Genomic DNA, 16,425 nt, shown 5'->3' on the forward strand with positions numbered 1-16,425 from the left:
TTGGTGCTGGATTGCTTCAAATGCTGAAGGGCAAGTCAGGCACCAACGCGCCTAATTACTACGAGCATCCCGGGCTTTCCGGCGGTATCCATAGCGCTCGACGGTAGTCTTCGCACAGCTCAGCAGTCAAATCCGTCACCGTCACCAGCCGGGTTGCCCGCGGCGCCGCGGCGGGGACGCTCGCGGGATCCTCCGGGCGGGCCGGGTGAAATGATGGTCGGGTGGCTACCGGCTCGTCTTCCCGAACACCGCTCGTGATCAAGGTGTCCCCCATCGCGCACCTGGCCGTCGGATTCTTGGTCTTGGGATTGCTGATCCCGGTGATGCTGTTTCCGCCGTCGGCGCCGCTGCTGATCATTCCGGTGGTGCTGTCGGCGATGATCATCCGGTTGCGCACCGTCGCCGACGACGGCGGCGTCACCGTCCGGACGCTGCTGGGCAGCCAGACGGTGCGTTGGGACGACATCGACGGGCTGCGTTTTCACCGCGGTTCCTGGGCGCGGGCGCGCCTCAAGAGCGGCGCCGAGGTGCGATTGCCGGCGGTCACCTTTGCGACGCTGCCGGAGCTGACCGCGGCCAGCTCGGGGCGGGTTCCCAACCTCTATCAGTGAATGCGGCCCCGGGTCAGCCGATCGGGTTCACGCCGTTGAGCGCCACCCACACGCCGATACCGGCGGCGATGCCGGCCAGCAGGGCGACGAAGGACCCGATGAAGGGTCGATGGGCCCAGCCGCGGCGCGCGTCGAGGCCGTAGCGGCCGGGCCCGCACAGGATGACCGCCGCGGCCATGGCGATCAGCGTGATCTGGTATTCGTGCCCTTCGGGCAGGAAGAACGAGAAGGTGTGCGTGTGTGGGCGCGCCGAGACGGTGGCCAGCAGGCCGTTGATCAGGAACGCCAGCGCGCCGGCCGCGGCCAGCGGCGTGAACAGGCCCAGCACCAGCAGCACGCCCGCCACGAGCTCGCCGCCGGCGCTCACGTAGGCCAGGATGTCGGCGTGCTGGTAGCCGACGTCGGACAGTGAGTTCCTGAAGCCGGTCACGCCCGAGCCGCCCCACCAGCCGAACAGCTTCTGCAGCCCGTGGGCGGCGAGCACCACGCCCAGCCCGACCCGCAACACCAGCAAACCCAGATGCTGGGTTCCGCGCCGGCCGACGTCGTGCAACCGGTCGTCGTGCTCGTCGTCGTCGATCTCGGTGGAGTCCGGCGCGGCGTGCCGGGCGGCCGAGTGCGGCTGGACGTACGGCAGCGGCTCCTGCTGTTCGAGCAGGTTGTAACCCGCGCCCGCGGAGCCGGCCATCGCCGCGGCGGCGCCGTAGGGGATGACGGTGGTGGTCCCGGTGGACGGGTTGAAGTCGCCGGGGTAGCCGACTGGCGTCAGATCATCTTCGGGGTCGACCAGGCGCGCCGAGGCGGGGCGTCCCGGGGTCGGCTCCGGGGATTCGCCGGGCCGCTGCCAATCTGCGTCATTCGGTTGACTGGTCACGGGTGTCAGGGTAAGGGCAGATGGCCCCGAATTGGGGATTTGAGCGGCGCTTTCGCCAGGCAATCGGCGGTTTGCCCGCCAAACGGCCCGAAATCGGCCCCCGGGCCCGTCTGCGGGGCCCGGACGGCACGATTCGGGGCCCGTCGGCGCCGCGCGGAACGTGGGACCCGATCGGGTGTTCGGCGGCGGTCGAGCGGGACGTGTGTGGCGGCGGCGCTGGCGGTGTCCGTAGCCTGACGGTCATGCGACTAGGGCGATCGGGGCGGTCGGTTCGGCGCGGGCTCGCCGCGCTGTGTGCCCTCGTGCTGGTGACGGGCGGGTGCGCGCGCTTCAACGACGCGCAATCACAACCGTTCACCACCGCCCCGGAATTGAAGCCGCAGCCGAGCTCGACGCCTCCCCCGCCACCGCCGCTGCCGCCCACCCCGTTCCCCAAGGCCTGCCCGGCCCCGGGGGTCATGCAGGGCTGCCTGGAGAGCACCAGCGGCCTGATCATGGGGCCGGACAGCAAAACCGCGCTGGTCGCCGAGCGCACCACCGGTGCGGTCAAGGAGATCTCGGTCAGCGCCGAGCCGAAGGTGAAGATGGTCATCCCGGTCGACCCGTCCGGGGATGGCGGGTTGATGGACATCGTGCTCTCACCCACCTACACCCAAGACCGCCTGATGTACGCCTACGTCAGCACCCCGACCGACAACCGGGTCATCCGGATCGCCGACGGCGACATCCCCAAGGACATCCTGACCGGAATCCCCAAGGGCGCCACCGGCAACACCGGCGCGTTGATCTTCACCAGTCCCACCACGCTGGTCGTGCTGACCGGCGACGCCGGCAACCCGGCGATGGCCGCCGATCCCAATTCGCTGGCGGGCAAGGTGCTGCGCATCGAGCAGCCGACCACCGTCGGTCAGGCACCGCCCACCACGGCGCTGTCCGGTGTGGGTTCAGGCGGCGGCCTGTGCATCGACCCGGTCGACGGCTCGTTGTATGTCGCCGACCGCACACCGACCGCGGATCGGTTGCAGCGCATCACCAAAACGTCGGACGTCTCCACGGTGTGGACCTGGCCGGACAAGCCCGGTGTCGCCGGCTGCGCCGCGATGGACGGGACCGTGCTGGTGAACCTGATCAACACCAAGCTGACGGTGGCCGTCCGGCTGGCGCCCACCACGGGTGCTGTCACCGGCGAACCCGACGTCGTCCGCAAGGACACTCACGCCCACGCGTGGGCGCTGCGCATGTCACCCGATGGAAACGTCTGGGGTGCAACGGTAAACAAGACGGCGGGCGACGCCGAGAAGCTGGACGACGTGGTGTTCCCGCTCTTCCCGCAGGGCGGCGGCTTCCCGCGCAACAACGACGACAAGACCTGACGCGGGATTTGGTGAGCTAGCCCTGGCCGCAGGCCGCCAGGACCAGTTCGCGCACCCGGGCGGCGTCGGCCTGCCCGCGGGTGGCCTTCATCACCGCGCCGACGATCGCGCCCGCCGCGGCCACCTTGCCACCCCGGATCTTTTCCGCCACATCGGGATTGGCGGCCAGCGCTTCGTCGACCGCCGCCTGGGTGATCGAGTCGTCACGCACCAGCGCCAGGCCGCGGGCGGTCATGACTTCTTCGGGTTCGCCCTCCCCGGCCAGCACGCCCTCGACGACCTGGCGGGCCAGCTTGGTGGATAGCTTGCCCTCGTCGACCAGTGCCACCACCGCGGCGACCTGTGCGGGCGTGATGGCCAGTTCGTCGAGCGCGACGTTGGCCTCGTTGGCCTTCTGCATCAAGAAGTTGCCCCACCAGGCGCGCGCCTGTTCGCTGGACGCGCCGTGTTCGATGGTGGCAGTGACCAGTTCGATCGCGCCGGCATTGACCAGGTCGCGCATGACCTCGTCCGAGATCCCCCACTCTTCCTGGATGCGCTTGCGGCTCAACCACGGTAGTTCGGGGATGGTTTGGCGCAGCCGCTCGACCAGCTCGCGGCTGGGCGCGACGGGCTCGAGGTCGGGCTCCGGGAAATACCGGTAGTCCTCGGCCGTTTCTTTGGTGCGGCCCGGGCTCGTGTAGCCACCGGACTCGTGAAAGTGCCTGGTTTCCTGGGTGATTCGACCGCCGGACGCCAAGACGGCCGCTTGGCGCTGCATTTCGTAACGCACCGCGACCTCGACGCTTTTCAGCGAGTTGACGTTCTTGGTTTCCGTGCGGGTACCGAACTCGGCCTGACCGGTCGGCTTCAGCGACACGTTGGCGTCGCAGCGCATAGAGCCCTGGTCCATCCGGACATCGGATACATCCAAGGCGCGCAACAGGTCTCGCAACGCCGTCACGTAGGCCCGGGCGATTTGCGGCGCCCGGTCGCCCGCCCCGACGATCGGCTTGGTGACGATCTCGATCAGCGGCACGCCGGCGCGGTTGTAGTCGATGAGCGACGTGGTCGCGCCGTGGATGCGCCCGGTCTCGCTGCCGATGTGGGTGAGCTTGCCGGTGTCTTCCTCCATGTGCGCGCGCTCGATCTCGACCCGCCAGGTGGTGCCGTCTTCCAGCGGGGCCTCGAGGTAGCCGTTGATGGCGATGGGCTCGTCGTACTGCGAAATCTGGTAGTTCTTCGGCTGGTCCGGGTAGAAGTAGTTCTTCCGGGCGAAGCGGCACCAGGGCACGATCTCGCAATTGAGCGCCAGCCCGATGCGGATGGCCGACTCGACCGCGCTCTCGTTGACCACCGGCAGCGAGCCGGGCAGCCCGAGGCACACCGGGCACACTTGGGTGTTGGGTTCGGCGCCGAATGCGGTGGAGCAGCCGCAGAACATCTTGGTGACGGTGGACAGCTCGACGTGCACCTCGAGGCCGAGTACCGGATCGAAACGTGCGATGACGTCGTCGTACTCCATCAGGTCGGCGCTGGCGGCAACACTCATGCGCTCGATCCTAGTGGTGATCGCGAGCGCGGCGGAGCCGGGCGAAGCGGGTCACCACCGATCAAGACCCGTGGTGATCGCGAGCGCGCTCCCCTCCCCTGCCGGGGAACATCCCGGCCAGCACGGCGGCCATCTCGAGGTAGCTGCGCCGGCTTTCCTTGCTCATTCGGTCCAGCGCGATCTTCCTGCCCTCGTGCACGTGCCGGTCGAACGGCAGCACCACCGTGGCGGCGACGCGTGCGGACAGCCGGTCGAGTTCCGTGACGGCCACACTGTCCACCTTGGCCGGCTCGAGGTGATTGACCGCCAGCACAGTCGAGGCCATCAATCGTTGATACCCGTTGTGGCACAGCCACTCCAGGGTGGTCTGGGTCTTGCGTATCGCGTCGATGGAGGTGCTCGTGACCACTACGAGGGCCCGCGACTCCGGCAGAACAGCCTCCATCACACTGGAATTGAGCGCCTTGACGCAGTCGACCAGCACCACCGAATACTGGTTCCTCAGCATCGAGAACGCCCGAAGAACATCGCGGCGTTCCAGGCGCCAGTCGGTGCGCGCGTAGTCCGGCAGCCCGAGCACCTCCAAGCCGAAGCCGTTCATGTAGGTCAGCGCCCGGATGTCCTCGTAGTGCGTTGCCGGGCCGCCGCGAAGAAGGTCGGCCAGGCTGTGCGGGTTGCGACGGCCGTGACGTTCGGCCAAGTCCCCCGCGTCGATGTCGAGGGCGAGCACCCGGTCGTTGCGCACCGCGGCGAACGTCGACCCGAGGGCCTCCACCACCGCGGTCTTGCCCACCCCGCCTTTGAGGCTGAGGACCGCGATCGGGAAGGCGCCGCCCACGGTCGCGCGGATGCGATCTCGCAGCTCGTTTTCGTAGGCGGTGTTTTTGCTGGGGCCGAGATCAATGCCGGTGACGCGATGGACTAGTCCGCGCCAGTTGAGCCTGGCATCGGTCTCGGGCTGGTCGAAGCGGTCCAGCGCCGTCTCGCCCAGCACCGAACCGGGGCGGGGCGGTTGCGGAATCCCCTGCGGCGGCCCCGGACGGCGGGCGGGGCCGCGAGTTTGGGGCACCGTCGTGTCGAACGGGTCGGCGTCGGGACGCCATCCTGGCGGGCGCGGATTGTGGTGTGCCGGGCCCGGCGGGCCCGCCGACCCAACGTGCTGTTGAACGGCGCCGCGACTCGCACCACGGTTGCTCATACCCCCGTATAGCCGCTACGCACGGGTCCGGAAACCACCAAGACGAGGTGATTACGCACCGCTCATGCCGTGGCCGACTGAAAGCCGCCGGTTGTTTGCCCGGCGGGCCTAGCCGAAGAAGGCGGCGGCGTCGTCATAGCGGCTGTCGGGCACCAGCTTGAGCTGGCGTACCGCATCGGCCAACGGCACTCGCCCGATGTCCTGGCCACGCAGCGACACCATCTGGCCGTATTCGCCGGCATGCGCCGCGTCGGCCGCGTTCACGCCGAACCGGGTGGCCAGCACCCGGTCGTAGGCCGTCGGGGTGCCCCCGCGCTGGACGTGGCCCAGGACGGTCACGCGGACATCCTTGTTGATCCGCTTCTCCACTTCGGCGCCCAGCTGCGCGGCGACACCGGTGAACTTCTCGTGGCCGAATTCGTCGATTCCGCCTTCCCGCAATGCAATCGAGCCGGGTACGGGTTTGGCGCCCTCGGCGACCACGCAGATGAAGTGCGAATCTCCGCGCTGGAAGCGACGTTTGACGAGTCGGCAGACTTCTTCGACGTCGAAGGGTTGCTCGGGGATCAGCGTCATGTGGGCGCCGGAAGCCAGGCCCGCGTTGAGCGCGATCCAGCCCGCGTGCCGGCCCATCACCTCGACCAGCATCACGCGCTGGTGGGACTCGGCGGTGCTGTGCAATCGGTCGATCGCCTCGGTGGCGACGGTCAGCGCGGTGTCGTGGCCGAAAGTCACGTCGGTGCAGTCGATGTCGTTGTCGATGGTCTTCGGCACGCCGACCACGGGAACGTTTTCCTCCGACAGCCAGTGCGCGGCCGTCAGCGTGCCTTCCCCGCCGATGGGGATGAGGACGTCGATCCCGTTGTCGTCGAGGGTCTGCTTGACCTGGTTCAGCCCGGCCCGCAGTTTGTCGGGATTCACGCGGGCGGTGCCCAGCATCGTTCCGCCCTTGGCCAGCAGGCGGTCGTTGCGGTCGTCGTTCTGCAGCTGGATGCGCCGGTTCTCCAGCAATCCGCGCCATCCGTCTTGAAATCCGACCACCGAGGAGCCGTACCGGGAGTCGCACGTACGCACCACCGCCCGGATGACGGCGTTGAGCCCGGGGCAGTCGCCGCCTCCGGTGAGCACTCCGATCCGCATAGCCCTATCTTGCCGGGCGGTGGGCTACTGGCGCGAGCAGACGTCAGATCGCGCTCGGCAACGGCCCGCGCGCCGCTTCGTAGGCGGCCCCGACCCGGTACAGGCGGTCGTCGGCCAGCGCGGGCGCCATGATCTGCAATCCGACGGGCAGGTCGTCGTCGGGCGACAGGCCCGACGGCACCGACATGCCGCAATGACCGGCCAGGTTCAGCGGCAGGGTGCACAGGTCGAACAGGTACATCGCCAGCGGATCGTCGACCTTCTCGCCGAGCGCGAACGCGGTGGTCGGGGTCGCCGGCGACACCACCACATCCACCGACCGGTAGGCCTCGTCCAGGTCGCGGGCGATCAGGGTGCGCACCTTCTGGGCCTGGTTGTAGTAGGCGTCGTAGTAGCCGGCCGAGAGCGCGTAGGTGCCGATCATGATGCGCCGCTTGACCTCCGGGCCGAAGCCGGCGGCGCGGGTCAGCGCCATCACCTCCTCGGCGCTGTGGCTGCCGTCGTCGCCGATCCGCAGGCCGTAGCGCATCGCGTCGAAGCGCGCCAGATTGCTCGACACCTCCGACGGCAGGATCAGGTAGTAGGCGGCCAGGGCGTACTCGAAGTGCGGGCAGTCGACTTCGGTCACCTCGGCGCCGAGCGCGGTCAGCTGCTCGACAGCGGCCTCGAACGAAGTGAGAACCCCAGGCTGATACCCCTCGCCGCGCAGCTGCTTGACCACGCCGACGCGCACGCCCTTGAGGTCCCCGGCCGCCCCGGCCTTCGCCGCGCCGACGACGTCGGGAACCGCCGCGTCGACCGACGTCGAGTCGCGGGTGTCGTGCCCGGCGATCACCTGATGCAGCAGCGCGGTGTCCAGCACGGTGCGCGCGCACGGGCCGCCCTGATCCAGTGACGACGCGCACGCCACCAGGCCGTAGCGCGACACCGTGCCGTAGGTCGGTTTGACGCCGACGGTCGCGGTCAGCGCGGCCGGCTGCCGGATGGAGCCCCCGGTGTCGGTCCCGATCGCCAGCGGCGCCTGGAACGCGGCCAGCGCCGCCGCGCTGCCGCCGCCGGAGCCGCCGGGCACCCGGTCGACGTTCCACGGGTTGCGGGTGGGCCCGTAGGCGGAGTTCTCGGTCGAGGAGCCCATCGCGAACTCGTCCATGTTGGTCTTGCCCAGGATCGGGATGCCGGCGGCGCGCAGCCGCGAGGTGACGGTGGCGTCGTACGGAGAACGCCAGCCCTCGAGGATCTTGGACCCGCAGGTGGTCGGCATATCAACGGTGGTGAAGACGTCCTTGAGCGCCAGCGGCACCCCGGCCAGCGGCGACGGCAGCCGCTCGCCCGCGGCCACCGCCTCGTCGACGACGGCGGCCGCGCCGAGCGCTTCGTCGGCCGCGACGTGCAGGAAGGCGTGGTAGCGGTCGTCGGTGGCCTCGATCTGGTCCAGGCACGCCTGGGTGACCTCGACCGATGACAGCTCCTTGGCGGCGATCCGGGCGGCCAGCGTCGCGGCGTCGGACCGGATGACCTCGTTCACTCGCTGTCCCCCAGGATCTGCGGGACCGCGAAGCGGCCGTCGACGGCAGACGGCGCTTCGGCCAGCGCTTCGGCTTGCGTCAGGCAGGGTGCCGGCTCGTCCGGGCGGGTCCCGGTGACGTCTTTCGAGACGTCACTGAGCGGGTTGTCGGTGGCTTCGACGCCGGTGACGTCGACCGCCTGCACCTGGCTGACGTGGGTCAGGATGGCGTCGAGTTGGCCGGCGAAGCTGTCGAGCTCGCTGTCGGTCAACGCCAGCCGGGACAGCCGGGCCAGGTGCGCTACCTCGTCGCGGGAGATCTGGGACACGACTGGAAAGCCTAATCGGAAACGGGTCGTGGACTCGTGGTGGGTTTCGCCCACCGACGAGGCGGGCTGCGGATCGGCAGGTTTGCTTCAGGAGCAGTTCATTCCTGGTTGTCGCCATAGGCGTTGGAGTTGTCAAGCAGACGTCGTAAGAGATCCATCGGATCGCCTGTCCCAAGGCGGTGTCCGAGAACTCCTCCATTGCCGGCGATCGGAATCCTGTCCGGCGAGACGGGGTTCAGGATGCCGCCCGCATTCGGATCCTCATTCACATTGTCGGGTCCCACCACCGGGATGTCCGCTGTGCCAGTTTGCGGCAATTCGGGCATGTTCGGCCCCGGACCGTTGCCGGTCGCAGGCTGCGGTGCCGGCGGACTCGACGGCGAAGGGCTCGACGGCGGCGGGCTCGACGACGGGAGGCCAGGTATGGGCGGCGCCGAACTGGCCGGGGTAAGGGAGGTCGGTGGAGGCTGACGTGTCACTGTGGCGGCCGGCAGGGGCGGGGCACCAGGCGGCGCGTGGAGCAAATCCAATTTCTGTCGCAACCGGGTTATCGCGGAATTTCTGATCGCGCGACGGTCGGGGTTGGGATCGGTGTTGCCCGCGAAGCACGCCGGAGGAGCATCGCTGGCCAGCGCGATCGCCTCAGTGTAGAGGCGTGCAGCCTCGTCGCGGTTTCCGGCACGAGTAGCCAAGTCCCCCAACGTTTCTCGTACCAGAAGTAGGTTGATGCGTACAGGGCAGGATTGCCCCTTGCCGGTGCGAGTCAGGGATTGGGAAAAATGATCGTCGGCCTCGTGCAGGCGACCTTCCAAGACGCTCAAATCGCCGGCTGCAAATGACGTCTTGGCCGGGTCGATCACGTCGAAGATGCCGAGCGACGAAAGGTCGTGGCGCAGCGCCTCGATGTCGTGCCGGTCGAAATCGGCTATCGTGCGGTCGCCGACGACACCCACGGCAATCATCTTGAACGCGGCCAGCAGCACCAGGATGGCCACCGGGGCAGAGAAGACATACAGCCTTCTGCGGAGTCGGACACGCGCGGATGACGGGCGGAACTCGGCGATTACCCGCCCGCCGAGGTTGCGCAGCGCCGCCCGCGGCACCTGTCTCAGCATCATCGCGCTACGTCCCGCCGCGACATACGATTTCGTCGGTATTCACGAATGGTCAGAGCGATCTCTATCAGCAACAGAACCGCAGCGGTCAGCGTGAAAACCCAGTACATTTCGCGGCGTTCGAGCAACTGCGCCGTCACTTTGTGTCCGTCGTGCCGTACGGCGGCACTGTGGTCCACCGGCGGCAACACTCCGCTAATAGGTTGTCCGCTTTCGCGATGGAAGTAGGGCACGTCGAGTTGCGCGGCGATGTTTTTCAGCCGGCTTTCATCGATCGACGAATTCAGCGCCGCACCATTTCCGCTGGGGTCGCTCTGGTACGCCTTCGTGCCGTCCACCCACCCAGCGGGAATAGGGCCGCCCGTCAGGGTCCCGTAGCCGAGAACCGCACCGCCGGCAACCTTATCGCGATCGATGTTGAACGGGGCGGTCGGTACGCGGGAGCCCGCTGCGCCCTCACCGAAATAGAACACGAGGCTTTTCGAACCGGAATATGTTGCCGAAGCATCTTTTACCTTGCTGACCAATAAGTCTCGCGCGATAGCAGGGTCGACTTGGTATACCGTATCCGGAGCCACCAGTGTGTAGGGCGACAGCCCGTCGACCATGGATTGCAGGCTCCAAGCATCGTCGGAAAGTGGCCAGTCCACCGAGGCCTTGCTGGCGAACGAGATCACCGAGAAGCGTGCGTGTGGGTACTCGTCGATGAGGGCATGGATATCTGCGCGGATCCCCGACATTCGAGATTTGCCGTCGCCGAAATCCTCGACGCGCGAGTTGACGGACCGGTCAACGACAAAGAACACGTTCAGATTTGGATCGAATTTCGCCACCGGGTTCAGGTCTACCGAATACGAGCCTCGATCGTTGTCGAACCCAGGTCGAAAGGCCGCGAGCAGAAGCAAGATGACCGCGGCTGTCAGCCCGCTCCACCGGATCGCAACTCTCCGATAGCGTCCGGTACCCGTGCGGAGGAGCAACCGGTACAGCGCGGCCATACGGATCGCGAGCAGCGCCGCGGCGATTATGAGCAGCAACGCCGTCGGCAGTACGGGGTAGAAACTCATCGCCGTAGCACCGCCAGGGCGACGCAAAGCAGTGCTGCGGCGACGACGCCGGCGATCAGCACGGTTTCCGGTGAATCCCAGGATCGGCTGCTGATGACTTGGCCGCCTGGCAGTTCGGCCCTGGGTGCATTGGACCGAATCTCGTCGAGGTAGCGGATCAGAGTGGGGTCGGCGCCATTGCCGGTTTGAGCGGCGCCAACAGGGTTGTACAAGAAGAACTTGCCGCCGCTGGCGTCGGCGATCGCACGCAACGAGTCGTTGCTCTGGGGCGATAATGCGGCGATGTCCGATCGTGCGACGGCATTGATCTGGACACCGGCCTGCGTGGCCATCTGTCGGACGGCCTCGTCGGAGAACAGCGGCGGGCGATGATCTGAGGGGTCGCGCAAAGCGCTGGGACCAAGGTAGATCAACTGTCGGCGGTGTTGACTCCGTGTTTCGTGCGATGGAAAGCCCGTCATACAAAGCGCGAGCACATCATTCAGGCTCGGAACGTAGTCGACATAGTCGACCCGTCGGGAGAACTCGTCGACTCCGCGTTGAAGGGCCGCGCGGCGCGCGTTGGACACCGGCTTTCGGCCATCGAGGTCTTGCTGGATCGGGGCAAGCCCGGCCAGGGATTTCAATCGTTCGGCGACGTAATGGTAGTCACGGGTCAGTGGGATGACGCGCAATGTCGTTGAGGTAAGCCCGATCCGGAGTGCGTCGGTCTGTTTCAGCTGCGCCGCGTATGCGGCGTAGTAGTTGAGAAGATCAGCCGTCGTGCGATCGCTTACGGGTTCGCCGACGCACAGCATCACATCCTCGGGGTAGGCGGTGTCGAAGGCGCGGGTCGATGACGACATCCCCGCCGGTCGGGCGCTGGCCGTCAACGCGGTGAGAAATGTCGCCACCAGCAGCACCGCGGTCACGATCACGGAGAAGAAGTACAACCGGTAGACGCGCGCATACTCGGGCAGCCGGGTGAGTCGATCGATGTGCGCCAGGGGTCGAAGGGCCCGGCGCACCTGGGCCATCGGGAGCAGCGCAGCGGCGGCAGTCGCGGCCGCCAGGCTGAACAGCCCGACGACGACCACAGGCCACCATTTCAGGTCCACGAGGAGATCAGCTCCTTCGCCGAGCGACCCAACATGGTGACGTCCACCTGCGCCTCGGGGTTGAATTGAGCGTCGTTGCAATCGTCAAGGATCGGGATGGCCGCGGCGAGGGGGCCGTCGGACAGTTGCGCGACATGCAGGTATTGAGCCCGGACCCCGGTCGCTACATAAAGGAAAGTGCGCACCACCCGGCTGATTTGCGCACTGGCCTGGGCATCGGTCAGCCCGCCGTTTCGGCGGTGGGTATCGATCTCACGTATCGCGATAACGAATCTGCGGCGAGTGACCCGTGTGTGGACGATCCGGATCCCCGGCAGTCGGCGCAACCTGGACGGCGGCAACGTCCACACGAAAACTGCTGCGTACCAGACGATCACCGCGAGAACTAAGAGAATGCCGAGCACGCGCCACCACGACGGGAAGGGCAGCGGCCCTCCGATGAAACGGAGCAAATCGTCACCCGGCATTGCGATACGCTTCGGTGAGTTCGACGATCTTCGGGCGTATTTCGGCACTGCCGGCGATTCTGGCCACACGTACCTGGTGTGCGGTGAGGAATGCGTCGAGGTGCGCGGCTCTGCGCTGCTCGGCCGCCTGATAGGCGGCCACCACACGCGGCCCCAAGGCTGCTCCGCCGAGCACGAAGCGCCCGGTGGCCACGTCGAAGCCGTCCTGCTCGCCATCCATCGACCCGGTCGCCGGCATATCTGCGATCATGAGCCAGATGAGTTCGTGCCTCCCGCTCAGCTGCTTGAGGACGTCATCGAGCGCGGGGGTGACGTCCGGCTCGTCGGACACCACGACGAGCAACAGGCGCCGGCGCTGCGCCCGTGCCACGAACTCGAGCTGGGTGACGATGTCGCTGGCGCCGGCTTCGCCAATGCTGTTCTGGTAGAAGCGCTCCAATATGCTTTCGATGTGCGTCTCGCCGCGTTGGCTACGAATCGCCGCGGAGCCACGCGCATCCCCGTAGACGATGCCGATCTCGTCGCTTCGCCCCATGGCGATGAGCCCCACCGCACCCATCACGTTCGTGGCCACCTCGCGCTTCAGCTCGCCACCCTTGGCCAGCGCCGACATGTTCCGTCCGGCGTCGGCGACCAGCAGGATCTTGTGATGCTTTTCCGAGACGAATCGCTTGATGAGCACCGAGCCCGAACGCGCCGATGCCTTCCAATCGATATCGCGCACGTCGTCCCCGGGGACATATGGCCGGAGATCGTCCAGCTCCAGGCTTCTGGTGTGCAGCAAGGCATACCGGCCACCTTCGAGCATGCGGCGCGTGTCGGTCCCGAAGTACGATTTGGCCCGGTTCAGGTGTCGGCCCATGGGAGGCGTCAGGGTACCCGAACCGATTGCAGCACGGCGTCTATCACCATTTCGGGGGTGACGTCGACGGTGACGGCCTCGAATCCCAGGATCAGCCGGTGGCGCAACACTCGATGCGCCAGCTTCCGGATGTCGTCGGGGATGACGTGGTTACGTCCCGACAGCACGGCCAACGCCCGAGCCGTTCTGCAGAAGGCGATGGTCGCGCGCGGGCTGGCACCGTACTGCACCAACCGAGCCTGTTCGGGTGGCAGAAATTGTTTGGGGTTCCTGGTGACGTGCACGAGCTGACTGGCGTAGCGAATCAGCACCGGATCCATGTGGACGTTGCGAACGATGTGCTGCAACCGCACGATTTCATCGAGAGTGACCACAGCAGGCGCCTTTTCACCTCGGTCGTAGACTCCCGCGTCCATTCGGGCGATCACCTCGACCTCGTCATCGGGTGACGGGTAGCGAAGCACCTCCTTGATCATGAACCTGTCGGACTGCGCCTCGGAAAGTGGATACGTGCCCTCCTGATCGACCGGATTCTGAGTGGCGATCACGAGAAACGGGTCGGCTATGGGGTGCACCTGACCGGCAATAGTGGTCTGTCGTTCCTCCATGGCTTCCAGCATTGCGCTCTGTGTCTTTGCACTCGAGCGGTTGATTTCGTCCAAGAGGACGATGTTGGTGTGTACTGGACCCAACTGTGTGGTGAAGGAATTGGTCGAAGAGTCGTAGATCTGGGTTCCGATGATGTCGCTGGGCAGCAAATCAGGTGTGCACTGGATGCGACGAAAACCACCGGAAATGGCGTCGGCGATCACGCGCGCCGCCGTTGTCTTGGCCAGGCCGGGAACGCCTTCCAGCAGAATATGCCCCCCGGCGAGCATGCAGAGTAACAACGACTCTCGCAGATAGTCCTGGCCAACAACTTTGCGCGCGAAGGTTTGTGAGATAGCGGTCACTACGCGGTAGACGTGTTCCATCTCCTGATGGTTGGGCTGGGTGCGGGTCGTTGTCATGTTCACCTATCGAAGTGGCCCCACCGTGGGCGGCTCTTTGGTCAGATTGACTGCCATTTCGAACGAAACTGTGTCTTGGAAATTTGCCGTTGTCCCGCTTGAGGTTTGCGCGGTGGCGTTGTAGCGCGCGATTCCGGTGGTCAGCACACTTAGCGTCATCGGCATCAAGTTTTGGGTCAGCCCGCTGAAATCGATCGGTCCGGTGATTTTTGCGGTCGTCGGGTTGATCGGCGTATCCCGCTGCATCGTGGGGCATCTGAAGAAGCGATCGGGCGCGGTAAGGCATCCGTTGAGCCAGGTCTCGAGTGCGGCCGTGATCGCGGCGTGCCCCGCGTCGTTGATCGAGAATGCGACGTTGATCAGCGCGGGGTTATCCCCTAGCAGGGATTCGAGTAACACCGGTTGGGCGATCACGTCCACATAGCGCACCGACGAGATACCGAGGTAACCGGGAAACACATAGGCGTGCTGTCCCTGCGCCAGCGGCTTGCCCAAAATGGTCAGGCTGCCCGCCGCGTCTCCTAAAAGGCCTTGCATGAGACCCGAGATGTTGATGGCCGAACTGACCATCTTCCAGACACCGTCAGATTTTCTGACCTGAATCTGGCCCTGAGAGTGATTGTCACCAAAGTCCGCGGCGGCCTTCACGATGGCGAAGTCACCCGGTTCAACTTTGGACGAATCTTCAAGTATCGCAATGTTTTTTATTGGCCAATGGTCGATCTGCTGCTTGAGCATCTCTTTGGTGAGAAATTCATTCGATGCCGGCTCCCCGGCGGCAAGACCCAGCGCGGTATCGGCGTCCCCCTTGGCCAACGCCTCGAGATATGTTTTGACCACGTCTCCGGCGCTGCCGTTGCCCACTCGTTTGGAGTTCGCGCCGTTGCCCGTCATCAACACGATCGCCAAGACCACGCCAACGGTCACCAGCACCGCCACTCCCGCCACAAGCGTGATCACGAGTGGCTTACGTCGCTTGGGCGGTGGCCGCCACCCACCGGGAGGCGGGAACCCCATGGGCGAGAACGCCTGCGGTCCGTTTGCGAAGTTAGGCGCCGGGCCGGGCGGGTGCATCGGTGAGTCGGCGCCGCTCCCCGGGTGCGGCATACCGCCGGGCCAACCTCCTGGCTGCGGGCCGATGGGTTGGCCCCAGTTCTGGTCCGTCACGCTGTCGCCCCGTTGCTCACGTTTGATCGCATGCTGAGTTACTTGAAGGTGATCGCAGGTGGACTTTTGCTGAGATCAGCGACCGCTTTCGCCAGCGTCGGCACCCTTCCCGTGTCCGGCGCTCCGGATGCCGACTTTGCCGTCAACTGAAAATCGACGATTCCGTACACGTTGACCGCCATCTTCTCGGCGTCGAAAGACCCGATCGTCATTCCACTGATATCGGTCGGTGGCGCCCATTGCGCCGTTCCGTCTACCAAGTCGGAGGCCAGCGCCATCTGAGGGCAGTTGGGCGGTCGCAGCTGCGTGGACTTGGCACATTCGGCGAAGGCGTTCTTCAACGCGGTCTGAATCCCTGCACGGCCGGCGTCGCTGATGTCGTAGTCCAGGTTCACCGACGTGCCCGAGCTGATGGAGTTCAAGTCGTCCAACAACAAGGGACGAGTTGGGGTGCGCTGGGTGATATTCGGGTTGCTGTTGCCAAAATCGACCCAGCCCGGGAACACATACGTCGCCTGGTCGGCGTTGACCGGCTTTCCGAACAGCGTGAGCGTGCTCGCCGCTTTCGCGCTCTGCGAACTGAAGAATGTCACCTTGATGGCGCCGGCCTCGAGCTTCCAGCCCCCGCCGTCGACCTGCTTGACGAACATCTTCTGATCCGACGTCTGGTCACCGAAGTTAGCGGCCACGTGCACCGACAGGGAGTCGCTGTCGAGAACCCGAATGTTGGTGATCGGCCACTTCGAAATCTGCTTCTTCAATACGTCATCGGTGAGGAACTGCGTCGTCGCGGGTTGATCCTTGGCGTAGGAAAGGGCGGCCTTGGCATCGCCCCGAGCGAGGGCCCCCAAATATCCTTTGACCGCATCGACCGCGGTTAGCGGTTTCTTTTCGCCGCCAGAGAGCGTGACCGCGATGGCAATGACCGCCGCGATCACGACAACGACCACACCGGATATGAGGGCGATGACCAACCGCTTGCGGCTGTTTCGTGGTGGTGGTCCGAAATGCATCATTGGTTGCTGCGACGCGATCGGCGGCCCCGGCCATGGCGGCCCTTGCCAACTGGGCGGCGCCCCG

At 66.0% G+C, this 16,425-nt stretch carries 16 protein-coding genes; 2 read left to right on the forward strand and 14 right to left on the reverse strand.

Annotation, left to right across the window (positions count from 1 at the left end):
- Positions 1–254 precede the first annotated feature (254 nt).
- Complete coding sequence (locus G6N26_RS10280) at positions 255–611, forward strand: PH domain-containing protein (protein ID WP_083019746.1); 357 nt, start codon at positions 255–257, stop codon at positions 609–611.
- Positions 612–624: 13 nt separating this feature from the next.
- Here the strand turns inward: G6N26_RS10280 and G6N26_RS10285 are convergent, their stop codons facing one another.
- Positions 625–1,485 carry a DoxX family protein gene (locus G6N26_RS10285; protein ID WP_083019744.1) on the reverse strand — a complete coding sequence of 287 codons (861 nt, stop codon included), beginning with the start codon at positions 1,483–1,485 and terminating at the stop codon, positions 625–627.
- A gap of 242 nt (positions 1,486–1,727) precedes the next feature.
- Here G6N26_RS10285 and G6N26_RS10290 point away from each other — a divergent pair, with 242 nt between their 5' ends.
- Positions 1,728–2,858, forward strand: a complete 1,131-nt coding sequence (locus G6N26_RS10290; protein ID WP_083019792.1) for a PQQ-dependent sugar dehydrogenase — start codon at positions 1,728–1,730, stop codon at positions 2,856–2,858.
- A 16-nt stretch (positions 2,859–2,874) separates the two neighbouring features.
- Here the strand turns inward: G6N26_RS10290 and gatB are convergent, their stop codons facing one another.
- The 13 genes from gatB to G6N26_RS10355 form a co-directional block, all read right to left on the reverse strand.
- Positions 2,875–4,389, reverse strand: a complete 1,515-nt coding sequence (gene gatB, locus G6N26_RS10295) for an Asp-tRNA(Asn)/Glu-tRNA(Gln) amidotransferase subunit GatB (protein ID WP_067168959.1) — start codon at positions 4,387–4,389, stop codon at positions 2,875–2,877.
- A 61-nt stretch (positions 4,390–4,450) separates the two neighbouring features.
- Positions 4,451–5,383 carry a MinD/ParA family ATP-binding protein gene (locus G6N26_RS10300; RefSeq protein WP_083019742.1) on the reverse strand — a complete coding sequence of 311 codons (933 nt, stop codon included), beginning with the start codon at positions 5,381–5,383 and terminating at the stop codon, positions 4,451–4,453.
- 312 nt (positions 5,384–5,695) lie between these two features.
- Entirely contained in the window at positions 5,696–6,727 is a 1,032-nt protein-coding gene (locus G6N26_RS10305) for an ATP-dependent 6-phosphofructokinase (protein WP_067168961.1), read from the reverse strand.
- 43 nt (positions 6,728–6,770) lie between these two features.
- Complete coding sequence (gene gatA, locus G6N26_RS10310; protein ID WP_083019740.1) at positions 6,771–8,252, reverse strand: Asp-tRNA(Asn)/Glu-tRNA(Gln) amidotransferase subunit GatA; 1,482 nt, start codon at positions 8,250–8,252, stop codon at positions 6,771–6,773.
- Positions 8,249–8,560 carry an Asp-tRNA(Asn)/Glu-tRNA(Gln) amidotransferase subunit GatC gene (gene gatC / locus G6N26_RS10315; protein ID WP_083019738.1) on the reverse strand — a complete coding sequence of 104 codons (312 nt, stop codon included), beginning with the start codon at positions 8,558–8,560 and terminating at the stop codon, positions 8,249–8,251. The genes gatA and gatC overlap by 4 nt, the downstream gene beginning before the upstream one ends.
- Positions 8,561–8,658: 98 nt before the next feature.
- Positions 8,659–9,555, reverse strand: a complete 897-nt coding sequence (locus G6N26_RS10320; RefSeq protein ID WP_083019736.1) for a tetratricopeptide repeat protein — start codon at positions 9,553–9,555, stop codon at positions 8,659–8,661.
- A 119-nt stretch (positions 9,556–9,674) separates the two neighbouring features.
- Positions 9,675–10,742: a vWA domain-containing protein gene (locus G6N26_RS10325; protein ID WP_083019734.1), complete on the reverse strand. Its 1,068-nt coding sequence runs from the start codon at positions 10,740–10,742 to the stop codon at positions 9,675–9,677.
- The gene (locus tag G6N26_RS10330) at positions 10,739–11,659 is read right to left on the reverse strand and encodes a hypothetical protein (RefSeq protein ID WP_139799207.1); all 921 of its coding nucleotides are present in this window, start codon (positions 11,657–11,659) and stop codon (positions 10,739–10,741) included. The genes G6N26_RS10325 and G6N26_RS10330 overlap by 4 nt, the downstream gene beginning before the upstream one ends.
- Before the next feature lie 170 nt (positions 11,660–11,829).
- Complete coding sequence (locus G6N26_RS10335; protein ID WP_067168973.1) at positions 11,830–12,306, reverse strand: hypothetical protein; 477 nt, start codon at positions 12,304–12,306, stop codon at positions 11,830–11,832.
- Entirely contained in the window at positions 12,296–13,168 is an 873-nt protein-coding gene (locus G6N26_RS10340) for a DUF58 domain-containing protein (protein WP_083019731.1), read from the reverse strand. Before G6N26_RS10340 ends, G6N26_RS10335 begins: the two co-directional genes overlap by 11 nt.
- Positions 13,169–13,176: 8 nt before the next feature.
- On the reverse strand, positions 13,177–14,178 hold the full coding sequence (locus G6N26_RS10345; protein WP_067168996.1) for an AAA family ATPase: 1,002 nt from the start codon (positions 14,176–14,178) through the stop codon (positions 13,177–13,179).
- A gap of 6 nt (positions 14,179–14,184) precedes the next feature.
- Positions 14,185–15,138, reverse strand: coding sequence for a nuclear transport factor 2 family protein (locus G6N26_RS10350; RefSeq protein ID WP_163648767.1), 954 nt, complete (start codon positions 15,136–15,138; stop codon positions 14,185–14,187).
- A 245-nt stretch (positions 15,139–15,383) separates the two neighbouring features.
- Positions 15,384–16,361: a DUF4878 domain-containing protein gene (locus tag G6N26_RS10355; protein ID WP_083019727.1), complete on the reverse strand. Its 978-nt coding sequence runs from the start codon at positions 16,359–16,361 to the stop codon at positions 15,384–15,386.
- Positions 16,362–16,425 lie beyond the last annotated feature (64 nt).

Origin of the sequence: Mycobacterium marseillense, from assembly GCF_010731675.1 — a bacterium.
GTDB lineage: Bacteria > Actinomycetota > Actinomycetes > Mycobacteriales > Mycobacteriaceae > Mycobacterium > Mycobacterium marseillense.

Bases quoted from the DNA above. Each gene is read 5' to 3' on its own strand.
- G6N26_RS10290 (WP_083019792.1), top strand. From the start codon at position 1,728: ATGCGACTAGGGCGATCGGGGCGGTCGGTTCGGCGCGGGCTCGCCGCG.
- G6N26_RS10325 (WP_083019734.1), bottom strand. From the start codon at position 10,742: ATGAGTTTCTACCCCGTACTGCCGACGGCGTTGCTGCTCATAATCGCC.
- gatB (WP_067168959.1), bottom strand. From the start codon at position 4,389: ATGAGTGTTGCCGCCAGCGCCGACCTGATGGAGTACGACGACGTCATC.
- G6N26_RS10305 (WP_067168961.1), bottom strand. From the start codon at position 6,727: ATGCGGATCGGAGTGCTCACCGGAGGCGGCGACTGCCCCGGGCTCAAC.
- G6N26_RS10345 (WP_067168996.1), bottom strand. From the start codon at position 14,178: ATGACAACGACCCGCACCCAGCCCAACCATCAGGAGATGGAACACGTC.
- G6N26_RS10335 (WP_067168973.1), bottom strand. From the start codon at position 12,306: ATGCCGGGTGACGATTTGCTCCGTTTCATCGGAGGGCCGCTGCCCTTC.
- G6N26_RS10355 (WP_083019727.1), bottom strand. From the start codon at position 16,361: ATGATGCATTTCGGACCACCACCACGAAACAGCCGCAAGCGGTTGGTC.
- G6N26_RS10340 (WP_083019731.1), bottom strand. From the start codon at position 13,168: ATGGGCCGACACCTGAACCGGGCCAAATCGTACTTCGGGACCGACACG.